At 54.7% G+C, this 14,020-nt stretch carries 11 protein-coding genes; all 11 read right to left on the bottom strand.

The features are described from left to right. Positions 1-87: 87 nt before the first annotated feature. Complete coding sequence (secA, locus tag ACCW76_RS11025; RefSeq protein WP_436338543.1) at positions 88-2,793, bottom strand: preprotein translocase subunit SecA; 2,706 nt, start codon at positions 2,791-2,793, stop codon at positions 88-90. 75 nt (positions 2,794-2,868) lie between these two features. Further along, a complete protein-coding gene (secM, locus tag ACCW76_RS11020; protein WP_197079625.1) occupies positions 2,869-3,369 on the bottom strand; it encodes a secA translation cis-regulator SecM in 501 nt (166 codons plus the stop codon). Positions 3,370-3,637: 268 nt separating this feature from the next. Further along, positions 3,638-4,555: a UDP-3-O-acyl-N-acetylglucosamine deacetylase gene (gene lpxC / locus ACCW76_RS11015; protein WP_034829665.1), complete on the bottom strand. Its 918-nt coding sequence runs from the start codon at positions 4,553-4,555 to the stop codon at positions 3,638-3,640. Positions 4,556-4,656: 101 nt separating this feature from the next. Further along, entirely contained in the window at positions 4,657-5,811 is a 1,155-nt protein-coding gene (ftsZ, locus tag ACCW76_RS11010) for a cell division protein FtsZ (protein WP_034829667.1), read from the bottom strand. Positions 5,812-5,882: 71 nt separating this feature from the next. Continuing rightward, positions 5,883-7,139: a cell division protein FtsA gene (gene ftsA / locus ACCW76_RS11005; RefSeq protein WP_013507861.1), complete on the bottom strand. Its 1,257-nt coding sequence runs from the start codon at positions 7,137-7,139 to the stop codon at positions 5,883-5,885. Beyond that, positions 7,136-7,975: a cell division protein FtsQ gene (gene ftsQ / locus ACCW76_RS11000; protein ID WP_436338542.1), complete on the bottom strand. Its 840-nt coding sequence runs from the start codon at positions 7,973-7,975 to the stop codon at positions 7,136-7,138. Before ftsQ ends, ftsA begins: the two co-directional genes overlap by 4 nt. Before the next feature lies 1 nt (position 7,976). After that, positions 7,977-8,897, bottom strand: a complete 921-nt coding sequence (locus tag ACCW76_RS10995) for a D-alanine--D-alanine ligase (protein WP_038649068.1) — start codon at positions 8,895-8,897, stop codon at positions 7,977-7,979. Further along, entirely contained in the window at positions 8,890-10,365 is a 1,476-nt protein-coding gene (gene murC, locus ACCW76_RS10990; protein WP_436338541.1) for a UDP-N-acetylmuramate--L-alanine ligase, read from the bottom strand. Before murC ends, ACCW76_RS10995 begins: the two co-directional genes overlap by 8 nt. Before the next feature lie 69 nt (positions 10,366-10,434). Further along, positions 10,435-11,493, bottom strand: coding sequence for an undecaprenyldiphospho-muramoylpentapeptide beta-N-acetylglucosaminyltransferase (gene murG, locus ACCW76_RS10985; RefSeq protein WP_436338540.1), 1,059 nt, complete (start codon positions 11,491-11,493; stop codon positions 10,435-10,437). After that, positions 11,490-12,704, bottom strand: coding sequence for a cell division protein FtsW (ftsW, locus tag ACCW76_RS10980; protein ID WP_038649075.1), 1,215 nt, complete (start codon positions 12,702-12,704; stop codon positions 11,490-11,492). Before ftsW ends, murG begins: the two co-directional genes overlap by 4 nt. Then, positions 12,704-14,020 carry a UDP-N-acetylmuramoyl-L-alanine--D-glutamate ligase gene (gene murD / locus ACCW76_RS10975; RefSeq protein ID WP_436338539.1) on the bottom strand — a complete coding sequence of 439 codons (1,317 nt, stop codon included), beginning with the start codon at positions 14,018-14,020 and terminating at the stop codon, positions 12,704-12,706. Before murD ends, ftsW begins: the two co-directional genes overlap by 1 nt.

Here is a 14,020-nt window from a genome sequence, read left to right as displayed (position 1 = left end):
TGAGCGCTGATAGTAATGCAGTCGCCAGGCAATGTTAACTCTGTGGCGACGGCCAAAAGAAAAAGGAGCCCGAAGGCTCCTCGTTTATCAGGCCAGGCGGCCATGACACTGTTTGTATTTCTTACCGGAACCGCATGGGCACAAATCGTTGCGCCCTACTTTGCGCTCCCCACCCTGCGCAGCCAGCGCGGCGGCCGCAGCGGTTTCGTCATCAACGTGGCTCAGCTGTTGCTGCTGTGCCAGACGCTCAGCCTCTTCACGGCGTTGCTGTTCCATCGCTTCGACTTCCTCCGGCATGCGCACCTGTACTTTGCTCAGGGTGCTGATCACTTCATACTTCAGCGACTCCAGCATCGCCGCGAACATTGAGAAGGACTCGCGCTTGTATTCCTGCTTCGGATCTTTCTGCGCATAACCGCGCAGATGGATGCCCTGACGCAGATAATCCATCGCCGCCAGATGCTCTTTCCACAATGAATCCAGGGTTTGCAGCATCACGCCTTTTTCGAAGTTACGCATCATTTCAGCGCCAACCACTTCTTCTTTCGACGCATAGTTTTCATGCGCGCGGCTCATGATACGTTCACGCAGCGTTTCTTCATGCAGGTCCGGCTCTTTGTCCAGCCACTCAGCAATCGGCAGATCCAGATCGAAATCGTTACGCAGGCGTTCTTCAAGCGCCGGTACATCCCACATTTCTTCCAGTGACTGAGGTGGAATGTAGGTGTCGATGGTGGCTTTGAACACATCTTCACGGATGCTGTTGATGGTTTCAGACACATCAGACACGTCCAGCAATTCATTACGCTGGCTGTAGATGGCGCGGCGCTGATCGTTCGCCACATCATCGTATTCCAGCAGCTGCTTACGGATGTCGAAGTTACGGCTTTCCACTTTACGCTGTGCGTTGGCAATCGCTTTGGTGACCCACGGATGCTCAATCGCTTCGCCTGGTTTCATGCCCAGTTTACGCATCATGTTAGATACGCGATCCGAGGCGAAGATACGCATCAATGCATCTTCCATCGACAGATAGAAACGGGATGAACCGGCATCACCCTGACGACCCGCACGGCCGCGCAACTGGTTATCGATACGGCGCGATTCGTGACGTTCAGTACCAATGATGTGCAGACCGCCCGAAGCCAGCACCGCATCATGGCGCAGTTTCCAGGCTTCTTTGATGGCCTGAATCTGCTCTTCTGAAGGTTCATCCAGCGCTGCCACTTCGGCCTGCCAGCTACCGCCCAACACGATATCGGTACCACGACCTGCCATGTTGGTTGCGATGGTGACTGCAGCTGGTTGACCCGCCTGTGCCACGATATCCGCTTCGCTGGCGTGGAACTTGGCGTTCAGTACGCTGTGTTTGATACCCGCGCGCGTCAGTTCGTTAGAGACCACCTCTGATTTCTCAATCGAAATGGTACCGACCAACACCGGCTGGCCTTTCGCAGTGCAAGTACGAATGTCTTCGATGATCGCGTCGATCTTCTCTTTCTCGGTCATATAGACCAGGTCAGCCATATCTTTACGCACCATCGGACGGTTAGTTGGCACCACGATGGTATCGAGTTTATAGATCGAGCTGAATTCAAACGCTTCGGTATCAGCAGTACCGGTCATACCGGCCAGTTTTTCGTAAATACGGAAGTAGTTCTGGAAGGTGATGGAAGCCAGCGTCTGGTTCTCGTTCTGGATTTCCACGCCTTCTTTGGCTTCAACAGCCTGATGCAAACCATCAGACCAGCGACGGCCCTGCATGGTACGGCCGGTGTGCTCATCGACGATGATCACTTCGCCATCTTTCACGATGTAATCGACATCACGAGTAAACAGCGCATGCGCACGCAGTGCAGCCGTCACGTGATGCATCAGCATGATGTTGGTTGGCGAGTAAAGTGACTCACCTTCTTCCATGATGCCCTGGCTCACCAGCAGCTCTTCAACTTTTACCAGACCACGCTCGCTCATGTGAGCCTGACGTGCTTTCTCATCGACCCAGAAGTCACCTTCACCCTGGAAGGTTTCTGAATCTTCCTTCTCCTGGCGCACCAGGTGAGGAATGATTTTATTCACTTTGGTGTACAGCTCAGAGCTGTCTTCGGCAGGACCGGAGATGATTAACGGCGTACGCGCTTCATCGATCAGGATGGAGTCCACCTCATCCACCAACGCGTAGTGCAGTTTACGCTGGACGCGTTCTTCCGGGCTGAACGCCATGTTGTCGCGCAGGTAGTCGAAGCCGTATTCGTTGTTAGTACCGTAGGTGATATCCGCAGCATAGGCTGCGCGTTTGGCCACCGCGGGCATGTTTGGCAGGTTGATACCGATAGACAGACCCAGGAACTCGAACAGTGCACGGTTGTTTTCGGCATCACGCTGTGCCAGGTAGTCGTTCACCGTGACCACGTGCACGCCTTTACCGCTTAATGCGTTCAGGTAAGCCGGCAGTGTTGCCGTCAGGGTTTTACCTTCACCGGTACGCATCTCGGCGATGCAACGCTCATTCAGCACCATGCCGCCAATCAGCTGTACATCGAAGTGGCGCATACCAAACACACGTTTACTGGCTTCACGTACCGTAGCAAAGGCTTCAGGAATCAGGCTTTCAAGGCTTTCACCTTTCTTCAGGCGTTCACGGAATAGGTCGGTTTTGGCTTTCAGTTCGTCATCCGAGAGCTTGACGAAATCCGGCTCCATCTTATTGATGACATCGACAATTTTGCGCATACGGCGCAGGGTACGATCGTTACTGCTGCCAAAGACTTTGGTTAACAATTTGATTAACATGATAAATTTTTCTCAATTCAGCCGCATTCATGCGGTCTGGAAAATCTAAAACAGGATGTGGAAAATCGTTAGCTGTTAAGCAATGGCAGGCCCGGCGCGGATGCCATGAATAGCAGCCTGCCAGTCAGCAGAAGTGTGAATTTGAGGTTCGCGATGACGCAGCGTTTCCTGCGGCTCTAATGCAATAGCGGGTTGAGCTGGCGATGTGAGTAGCGCCTGCAGCGAATCGATTAACGCCAGCTTTTGTGCCGCCAGCGGGACTGTATGACTCTGTTCCGCTTCTGCAGGTGGCGTCATACTAAATGAGAGGTGGCGAATGACCGTGCGAATGGCATGCTGATGCCAGTAATCGACATTGAAATTAGGTCGACGCGCACTTTCCTGCAGACGGATTAAATGATCGAAATGAACAACATTGCCGACAAACAGGCTGCTGATAGGCGAGTCTGTCGCCGTGGACTCCGCACTTTGCGCACAGGCAGGCAAGCCCAAACTGGCCGCCACCATCCCTAATAAGAGATGAGGCCAGAAGTAGCGTCTGCCTAATTGTCGCCAGCGTGAGAAAATCCCGATCACAACCTGTCCACAGTTAAATAAAGTAATGAAGCCGTTGCGGTTATCCGCGAACCTGCTCATATGAGCGCCAGATAATAGCACTTATGTGGGGCCAGGACACCAGTGATTAAAGGGCTTACGGGGGATTTCACGTTTATTTGTACAGGCTTTCGCCAGTGATAGCAGAGAATTGAGAGCGGTCTTGCAGGAATAAAAAACAGGCAATAAAAAACGGCAGCTTCCACTGACCGGAGAGGGTGTCAGGGAAACTGCCGTTTTTATGACTGACTTACGCCAGGACTAAATTTGGTGCTTTGAATGCCAGTGGCAGTTCAGCTTCGTCTTCGAAGGTTGCCCATTCCCAGGCTTCCTGCTTCGCCAGTACCGCTTGCAGCAATTTATTGTTTAAAGCATGACCAGATTTGAACGCAGAGAAAGCGCCAATCACGTTGTGGCCACACATAAACAGATCGCCGATCGCGTCCAGCATTTTGTGACGAACGAACTCATCTTCAAAGCGCAGACCGTCTTCGTTAAGTACACGGAAATCATCAAGACCAATCGCACAATCTAAGCTACCGCCCAGGCACAGGCCTTTAGACTGCAGATATTCGATTTCACGCATAAAACCAAAGGTGCGCGCACGACTGATTTGGCGAACAAACGCCTCAGCCGAGAAGTTCAGCTGGTAACGCTGCGAGCTTGAATCAATTGCCGGATGTTTGAAGTCGATAGTAAAGTCGAGTGAGAAACCGTTATAGGGTTTGATCTCGGCCCACTTATCGCCATCTTCAACACGCACCGTCTGCTTAACGCGTACGAATTTCTTCGCACTGTTCAGCTCTTCGACGCCTGCATCCATCAGCAAGTAGACAAAAGGCGCGGCACTGCCATCCATAATCGGGATTTCGGGCGCATCGACTTCAACAATGATGTTGTCGATACCCAAGCCAGCCAATGCAGCATTCAGGTGTTCAACCGTCGATATACGCACGCCTTCATCATTCACCAGGCAGGTACTCAGCATGGTGTCGCGCACGTATTTTGCATCAGCCGGGAAATCAACCGGTGGATTCAAGTCAGTGCGACGATAGATGACCCCGGTATTAGCCGACGCAGGGCGTAAGGTCAGCGTGACTTTCTTGCCGGTATGTAAACCGACACCAGTCGCCTGAACAATACGTTTTAATGTCCTTTGTTTGATCATCGCATTATCTCGCAATATTACCCATCCGACCGCCAGTATAAATTACCAGCGGGCGAATACTTTAGCACAAAGAGCGGAGAATCCCAATTCTCAGGATATTCTTAGTCTGCCTGTTTACGCAGGAAGGCTGGAATATCAAGATAATCTGGCTCTTTATTGGACGATGCTGGCTGGTCGTTGACCACTTTCGCTGCCGGCTTCTGCTCCTGCGGCAACGGCGCCATGCCGTGCTGCTGGTAGCGATGATCCATCACTGGCTGCGAAGCCGGTTTGTTGGTCACCAGCGTAATTTCTGGACGCTTGTCCATGCCAATACCGGTAGCAACGACGGTCACGCGCAGTTCGTCGTTCATCTCTGGGTCCAGAGAAGTACCGATTACCACGGTCGCGTTGTCAGAGGCGAAGGCGCGGATAGTGTTACCCACGGTTTCGAACTCATCCAGACGCAGGTCGAAGCCCGCCGTGATGTTGACCAGCACGCCGCGCGCACCAGACAGATCGATATCTTCCAGCAGTGGGCTGGAGATCGCCATTTCGGCTGCTTCTTCGGCACGGTCTTCACCGCATGCCACGCCGGAGCCCATCATGGCGTAACCCATTTCTGACATCACGGTACGCACGTCCGCGAAGTCAACGTTCATCAAGCCTGGGCGAGTAATCAGCTCGGCGATACCCTGCACCGCACCTTTCAGTACGTCGTTGGCTGCACCAAAGGCATCCAGCAGAGAGATACCGCGACCCAGCACTTTTAACAGCTTGTCGTTCGGGATGGTGATCAGTGAATCGACATGCTTAGACAGCTCAGCGATACCCTGTTCAGCAAAAGCCATACGCTTTTTGCCTTCGAAGTTGAAGGGCTTGGTCACCACCGCAACGGTCAGGATACCCAAATCTTTTGCTACTTCTGCCACGACTGGCGCTGCACCGGTACCGGTACCGCCGCCCATGCCTGCAGCGATAAACACCATGTCTGCCCCTTCCAGTGCAGAACGCAGTGCTTCACGATCTTCCTCAGCTGAGGTACGCCCCACTTCCGGGTTTGCACCCGCACCGAGACCCTTGGTGATACCGGTCCCGATCTGGATCGTCTGGCCAACCGCTGTCTTACGCAACGCTTGCGCGTCGGTGTTTACAGCGAAGAATTCTACACCTTCGATACGCTCGCGTACCATGTGCTCTACGGCGTTGCCACCGCCGCCGCCGACGCCGATGACTTTAATCACCGCGTCATTGGTTAATTCCATAGGTTCAAACATGATTTCTCTCCGTTATGTGCCTGTCGCCTGGAGATCATAAACATTGCCTGCATGATCTCCTTTTTCAAAAATTAAAACTCTTTCTTCAGCCAGCTATTGATACGTTTAAACCAGTTGCCCACTGAAGCACGTTTTTCCGTTTCTGCATCACCGTTCATGTGTGACTCTTTGCCGTAATGCAGCAGACCGACTGCAGTTGAGTAATACGGCTCCTGCGCATAATCCGTCAGGCCGGTGATGTTAAGTGGCTGACCAATACGCACCTGCGTATGGAACACACGCTGGGCGCAAGCGGCCAAACCTTCAATCTGTGCTGCGCCACCGGTCAGCACGATGCCTGCTGCCAGGTGGTGTTTCACGCCCTGCTGGCGCAGTTGCTCCTGCAGTTGCAGAATCTCGTCATTCACCAGATTCAGCAATTCGGTGTAACGCGGCTCAATCACTTCTGCCAGCGTTTGGCGTTGCAGACTACGCGGTGGACGTCCACCGACGCTCGGCACTTCGACGTTTTCATCTTTGCCAACAATCGAACCCAGCGCACAACCATGGCGTACTTTGATCGCTTCCGCATCGGTTGGCGGTGTGCCGAAGGCATAGGCGATATCACTGGTCACCACATTCCCTGCATAAGGGATCACTTTGGTGTGACGCAGTGCGCCGCCGGTATAAACCGCGATATCCATTGTACCGCCACCGATGTCAACAACACAGACGCCCAGCTCACGTTCATCTTCAGTCAGAACCGAGAAACTGGATGCCAGTCCGGCAAAAATCAGTTGGTCAACTTTCAGGCCGCAACGTTCAACGGCTTTAACAATATTTTTCGCCATATCATTGTGGCAGGTGATCAAGTGCACTTTCGCCTGCATACGCACGCCGGAAAGTCCCACCGGATTCTTGATGCCTTCCTGATAATCAATGGCATATTCCTGAGGAATAACATGCAGGATACGATGTTCATCGCGCACGCGTACGGATTTCGCCGTATGTACCACGTTCTCTACATCATCCTGAGTCACTTCCTCTTCCGAAATCGGAACCATCCCGATTTCGTTCTGACAACTGATATGTTTGCCCGATAAAGCAAGGTAAACCGACGAAATCTGGCAATCAGCCATCAGTTCAGCCTGGTCGATGGCGCGTTGAACGCATTTCACCACCGACTCAAGGTCATTTACGCCGCCTTTATCCATACCGCGAGACGGGCAGCTGCCCACCCCAATAATGTTGACCATACCATCAGGCAGAATTTCCCCAACCAGGGCGGCAACCTTTGCGGTGCCGATTTCAAGTCCTACTACCAGTTTTCTGTCCGTTGCCTTGATCATTGTGGTTTAGCCTGTGCCTGGTTTTGTTGCTGATTACTGTCCTGTGGCTCCAGCGGGGCCGCTGCCCAGCCTACTGCGGCACCGGAGTCGTAGCGCAAATCGACATAGGTAATGCGCTTGTTCTGACTCTGGCCTTGCTGCAGCAGCTCCGGATAGAGCTCAATAAAACGGTTCAGACGCTTCATGGTGTCGCTGCGTCCCAGTTCGATGCGCACATCGTCGCTGGTCACTAACTGCCACGAGCGCCGCGCCGTCATCGACGCGACCTTCAGGGTAAACTTGCCGGCTTTGAGCACATCACTCATGGTGTGATAGCCCGCCAACACCTCTGTTTCACTGCCTTCCGGGCCATATAACATCGGCAATGTTTCTTTACCGATGTGACTGGCCGGGACGCTGAAGGAGACGCCATCGGCGTCTACCATGTGTGAGTCATTCCAGCGAGCCACCGGAACGTACTCCACCAGGTTAATCTTCAGCTCATCAGGCCACTGCTTACGCACACTGACCTGTTTGATCCAGGGTAAACGCTCAATCTGTTGCTGGATGATGTCCACGTTTTGCGACATAAACGTGCCAGGCGCACCGAGCGACAAAATGGCCTGGCGAATGTCATCATGCGTGGTGTAATGCGTTTCCCCGGTCACCACCAGCTTCGACAGCGGTAAACGCGACGCATCATTCATCCACTTCAGCACCACCAGCCCACCGGCGGTCATGATGCCCAACACAATCAGCAGGAATACGACGCCAAACAGTCGGGCACCGTTGCTACGCCCGGTGCGCGCACGCTCCTGGGGTTCGCGATTTCGTACACGTATCGCCGCCTGAGACATATCAGTCAGCCAGTTCCAGAATACGCGCCACCAGCTGCGGGAAACTGTATCCTGCCTGCTTCGCGGCCATCGGCACCAGACTGTGGCTGGTCATGCCCGGTGAGGTATTCACTTCCAGCAACTGGAATTTACCCTCAGCATCCGTCATCACATCGACACGCCCCCAGCCGCTGCATCCCAGTGCACGCCAGGCTGCCCATACTAACGTCTTCAATTCTGCTTCCTGCTCTGCACTCAAACCGCTTGGGCAGAAGTATTCAGTATCGTCAGAAATGTATTTCGCTTCATAGTCATAGAACTCGCTGGCGGTTTTTATTCTGATAGAAGGCAGAATTTCATCACCCAGAATGCCAACGGTATATTCCGCACCGCTCAGGAAGGCCTCAATCAAGACATCATTGTCGTGGCGAAACGCTTCATCCAACGCAGCAGGCAATGCTTCTAACGTGTTCACTCGGCTGATGCCGACACTTGAACCTTCACAGCTTGGTTTCACAAACAGCGGCAGGCCGAGCGCATCGATTGCAGCCTGGGTTTGTGCATCTAAACCCAATTCCCGCTGCTGGCGCGTTAACCAAACAAATTTTCCTGATGGCAGTCCCCTGCCCTGCCACAGCAATTTGCTGCGCAGTTTATCCATGGTGATCGCCGAAGCCATCACGCCGCTGCCGGTATACGGCAACTGGAGGAACTCCAATACCGCCTGCAGCGTGCCATCTTCACCGCCACGACCATGCAGGGCGATAAAGGTTTTTTCAAAACCCTGTGCTTTGAGGTCCAGCACTGACACATCACGGGTATCCACGCCGTGTGCATCAATGCCCATCTCACGCAATCCTGCCAACACGGCACTGCCCGACATTAGCGATACATCACGCTCTGCGGAGGTTCCCCCCATCAGGACGGCGACTTTCTCAGCCATGGCGCACCTCCGTTTTCGCAGCTGGCTGCAACTCAAGCTCAGCCAGCTTGCGGGCGATTTTGCCGATATTGCCGGCGCCCTGCACGATCACCAGATCGTCACCTGACAACAACGGTGCCAGCGCTTCCGGCAACGCATCGTGCTCAGAGACCAGAATCGGGTCAACCTTACCGCGATGGCGAATCGCGCGGCACAGTGAACGGCTATCTGCGCCTGGAATCGGCGCTTCACCGGCCGGATAAACATCCAGCATCAGCAATACATCAACCTGTGACAGCACGTTAGCGAAGTCATCGAAAAGATCACGAGTTCGCGTGTAACGGTGCGGCTGGAACACCATCACCAGTTTCTTATTTGGCCAGCCGGCACGGGCGGCTTTGATGGTGACGTCGACTTCCGTTGGGTGATGACCGTAATCATCTACCAGCATCGCGCTGCCTGGATTGCCATTGACCGCTGCGGTATCAAATTCGCCCAGCACATCAAAGCGGCGTCCAGTGCCCTGGAAACTCTCCAGCGCGGCCAAAATCGCGTTATCTTCAATGCCTTCTTCCGTCGCCACTGCAATAGCGGCGGCTGCGTTTAAGGCATTGTGACGACCCGGCGCATTCAGTGTCACTTTCAGCACCGGCTTGTCCTGACGAATCAGGGTAAAGTGCCCCTGCGCGCCACGTTGTTCATAGTTTTCGATGCGCACATCGGCGTCATCACTGAAGCCGTAAGTGGTGACCTGACGGCCCACGCGTGGGATCAAATCGCGGATCACCACATCATCCACACACATCACAGCACGTCCATAGAACGGCAGGTTATGCAGGAAGTTAATGAACGTCTGCTTCAGGTTCTCGAAGTCGCCCTGATAGGTGTCCATATGGTCCGCTTCGATATTGGTGACAATCGCCACCATCGGCTGCAAATGCAGGAACGACGCGTCACTCTCATCCGCTTCCGCAATCAGGTAACGACTGGTGCCCAAACGCGCATGGGTGCCCGCCGCTTTCACCAGGCCGCCATTCACGAATGTCGGATCCAGTCCACCTTCGGCATAAATACTGGTGACCATCGCTGTGGTGGTGGTTTTGCCGTGCGTACCGGCAACCGCGATACCATGACGGAAGCGCATCAGCTCAGCCAGCATCTCTGCACGGCGGATCACCGGGATACGCTGCTCGCGGGCCGCGACCAGTTCCGGATTGTCCTGTGCCACCGCTGTCGACACCACCACCACGCTCGCATCCGTCACGTTTTCCGGGCGATGGTTGAAATAAATGGTCGCACCTAACGAGGCCAGATGCTGGGTCACCGGGTTAGGCGCCAGATCCGAACCGCTGATGTGATAACCTTCGTTCGCCAACACCTCGGCAATACCGCCCATGCCAGCACCACCGATGCCGACAAAGTGAATGTGCCGGACGCGACGCATCTCGGGCACAATAGAACGCAGTTTTGCCAATTGTTGTGTATTCATCTGTCTCAATTACCTGTTGATCTCATGTGTACCTGCATTCAGGTACAGCCGGTCAAACCGACCTATTAATTACTTCGCGACGCGTGCCACTTCCTGCGCAACCCGATCGGTTGCATCAGGAATCGCAACCTGGCGCGCTTTCTCAGCCATCGCCAGCAGCGTTGTGCGATCCCAGTGGCGCAACGTGTCTGCTACTGCAGTCGCGGTAAATTGCGGCTGCTCGAAAATTTTGGCTGCGCCCGCTTGCTCCAGCGGCAACGCATTCCAGTACTGCTGGCGGTCTTTATGCTGAAACGGCACAAAGATCGCTGGTAAACCTGCGGCGGCGACTTCGCTCACCGTTAAGGCGCCCGAACGACACACCACCACATCCGCCCAGGCATAGGCTTCCGCCATATCATCGATAAACTCGGTGACCTTGTGCTGTGGCTGTCCGGCATCGCGATAAGCCTGCTGCACCATCTCCAGCGCACCTTTGCCGCTTTGATGCCAAATCGTGATGGCATCACCCAGTTCCGCGGCCACCTGCGGCACCGTCTGATTCAATATGCGTGCGCCCTGGCTTCCGCCAACTACCAGCACACGAATCGCACCGCTGCGTCCACTCAGGCGTTCAGCAGGCAGCGGCAGGGTCAACACATCGGTACGCACGGGATTGCCAACCACATCGGCCTTCGGGAATGCACCCGGAAACGCCTGCATCACTTTGGTGGCAATTTTCGCCAGCCATTTGTTGGTCAGCCCGGCAATGCCGTTCTGCTCATGCAGCACCACCGGGATACCGCAACTCCAGGCGGCTAATCCACCCGGGCCGGAAACATATCCGCCCATACCGAGTACCACGTCCGGCTGCCAACGCTTCATAATACGACGCGCCTGGCGCCATGCATTGAAAATACGTACGGGTGCCAGTAACTGTGCTTTGACACCTTTGCCGCGCAAACCACTGATGCGGATAAAATCGATCTCAATGCCATGCTTCGGCACCAAATCCGCTTCCATTCGGTCAGCGGTTCCGAGCCAGCGCACCTGCCAGCCCTGTTCGATCAGATGGTGTGCCACCGCCAGACCAGGGAACACGTGTCCACCGGTTCCACCGGCCATCACCATCAGCCGCTTACTACTCATCGAGCACCTCGGGTAAACGCCTGCGCTTTTGCCAGACGCGTTTCATAATCAATGCGCAATAAAAACACGATGGCGGTCGACATGATGATCAGACTTGAGCCACCGTAACTGATCAGCGGCAGTGTCAGACCTTTGGTCGGCAGCATGCCTGCAGCCGCACCGACGTTAACCAGCGCCTGGAAGCTAAACCACACGCCAATTGAGCAAGCGAGGAAGCCAGAAAAGCGCTGATCGATCTCCAGAGCACGGCGACCAATCGACATCGCGCGAAAAGCCACGAAGAATACCATTAACAGCGCCAAAACCACACCGACATAACCCAACTCTTCACCAATGATGGAGAAGATAAAGTCGGTATGTGCCTCCGGCAGATACTCGAGTTTTTGCACCGAGTTGCCGAGGCCCTGGCCCCAGAATTCGCCACGGCCAAACGCCATCAGAGACTGAGTCAGCTGGTAGCCGCTGCCAAAGGGATCTTCCCATGGGTTCCAGAAAGAGGTCACACGGCGCATACGATAGGGTTCAGCGATGATCAGCAGCACCACGGCAAAAATACCGGAGCCGATGATCGCCAGGAACTGCCACATTTTGGCGCCCGCGAGGAACAACATCGCCAGCGTTGTGACGAACAGCACCACCACCGTGCCGAGATCGGGTTGCGCCAGTAGCAGAACGGCCAGCACCACCATCACACCCATCGGCTTGCAGAAGCCCCAGAAGTTGTTACGCACTTCTTCTACTTTGCGCACCAGATAGCTGGCGAGATAGCAAAACAGGGACAGCTTGGATAATTCAGCCGGCTGAATACGCAATGGGCCGAGGGCAATCCAGCGCGATGCACCGTTAACCGAGCTGCCCACCACCAAGACAATCAGCAGCATTGCCACAGACGCCATCAGCATCACGTTGCTGTAGCGCTGCCAGAAATCCATTGGCACGCGCAATGTCACCAGCGCCATACCTACCGCCAGGGCAATATAAAAAGCGTCGCGTTTAGCGAAGTAGAACGGGTCTTCGTTAAGACGCTGGCCGACCGGCATCGACGCTGAAGTCACCATCACAAAGCCGATAATCGCCAAACCAAAGGTCAGCCACAGCAGCGTGCGGTCATACAGCACCACTGGCGCATCATCATTTTCACGGCCACCCATCACCCAATCGCGTAAACGCACGGAGAGGAAGCTGGCAATACTGGCACCCGGAATGCGCATCAGCTCAGCTCCTTCGCCAGTTGCGCGAAAATATCACCGCGCTGTTCAAAATTACGGAACTGATCGAGGCTGGCGCAGGCCGGTGACAGCAGCACCATGTCGCCCGCCTTCGCCTGAGGGGCAATCTGCTCCATGGCCTGCTGCATCGTTTCTGTGCGCGTAGCGATCTCAGGGCGCAATGCAGCGAGCGCATCGCCGTCGCGGCCAAAGCAATAGAGACGTACGTTGTCGCCCTGCAAAAAGCGCGTCAGCGAACTGAAATCAGCAGATTTGCCATCGCCGCCCATCAGCAGCCATAAGGTGCCTTTCACCTGCAAACCATTGAGTGCCGCTTCAGTGCTGCCGACGTTGGTGGCTTTGGAGTCATTGATCCAGCGCACACCGTTCGCTTCATGCACCAGCTGAAAACGGTGTGCCAGGCCAGTGAAAGTGGTTAACGCTTTCAGACTGGAAGCGCGCGGGATATTCACCGCATCTGCCAGCGCCAGCGCCGCCAGTGCGTTGGTGTAGTTGTGCTGGCCCACCAGAGCCATTTCATCAGTGTTTAGCACTCTTTCGCCCTGCGCCCGCAACCAGGTGCTGCCTTGCTGCTGGGTCAGGTGATAATCACCCAGATTAATGCCAAAACTGACACATCGTGCATCAACACCACGCACGGGCATGGTCATACCATCATCGGCATTGACCACACAGACGCGGGCGTTTTCATAAATGCGCAATTTCGCCGCACGATACTGCTGCATGCCCAACGGATAGCGATCCATATGATCTTCCGTTACGTTGAGAATGGTGGCAGCCGCTGCTTGCAGACTGTAGGTGGTTTCAAGTTGGAAGCTGGAAAGTTCCAGCACATACAACTGTGCCGGAGATTTCAGCAGGGTTAGCGCCGGTAAACCGATGTTGCCACCCACGCCAACCTGCCAACCTGCTGCACGGGCCATTTCACCCACCAGCGTGGTGACAGTGCTTTTACCGTTCGAGCCGGTGATCGCGACAATCGGAGCCTGAGCTTCACGGCAGAACAGTTCGATATCACCAACGATTTCGATACCGGCATCCGCAGCTTCACTTAATGCAGGGTGCGCCAGCGCGATGCCTGGACTGGCAACGATCAAGTCCGACGCCAGCAACCAGTCGCTGTTGATACCGCCCACATAGCGTTCAACCGCCTCAGGCAACTTGTCGAGGCCAGGCGGAGACACACGGGTATCCATCACGCGAGGCGTCACGCCCTGCGCGAGGAAGAAATCAACACAGGACAGGCCAGTGATGCCGAGTCCAATGATGACGACTTTTCTGCCCCGATAGTCAGCCAT

It is taken from the genome of Pantoea sp. C8B4 (assembly GCF_051336905.1).
Classification (GTDB): domain Bacteria; phylum Pseudomonadota; class Gammaproteobacteria; order Enterobacterales; family Enterobacteriaceae; genus Pantoea; species Pantoea rwandensis_B.
Note: the sequence above shows the minus strand (reverse complement) of the source record. Positions and strands in the feature narration are given on the sequence as shown.

Coding starts and splice junctions, on each gene's coding strand:
- secA (WP_436338543.1), bottom strand. CDS start 2,793: ATGTTAATCAAATTGTTAACCAAAGTCTTTGGCAGCAGTAACGATCGT.
- lpxC (WP_034829665.1), bottom strand. CDS start 4,555: ATGATCAAACAAAGGACATTAAAACGTATTGTTCAGGCGACTGGTGTC.
- ftsZ (WP_034829667.1), bottom strand. CDS start 5,811: ATGTTTGAACCTATGGAATTAACCAATGACGCGGTGATTAAAGTCATC.
- ftsA (WP_013507861.1), bottom strand. CDS start 7,139: ATGATCAAGGCAACGGACAGAAAACTGGTAGTAGGACTTGAAATCGGC.
- ftsQ (WP_436338542.1), bottom strand. CDS start 7,975: ATGTCTCAGGCGGCGATACGTGTACGAAATCGCGAACCCCAGGAGCGT.
- ACCW76_RS10995 (WP_038649068.1), bottom strand. CDS start 8,897: ATGGCTGAGAAAGTCGCCGTCCTGATGGGGGGAACCTCCGCAGAGCGT.
- murC (WP_436338541.1), bottom strand. CDS start 10,365: ATGAATACACAACAATTGGCAAAACTGCGTTCTATTGTGCCCGAGATG.
- murG (WP_436338540.1), bottom strand. CDS start 11,493: ATGAGTAGTAAGCGGCTGATGGTGATGGCCGGTGGAACCGGTGGACAC.
- ftsW (WP_038649075.1), bottom strand. CDS start 12,704: ATGCGCATTCCGGGTGCCAGTATTGCCAGCTTCCTCTCCGTGCGTTTA.
- murD (WP_436338539.1), bottom strand. CDS start 14,020: ATGGCTGACTATCGGGGCAGAAAAGTCGTCATCATTGGACTCGGCATC.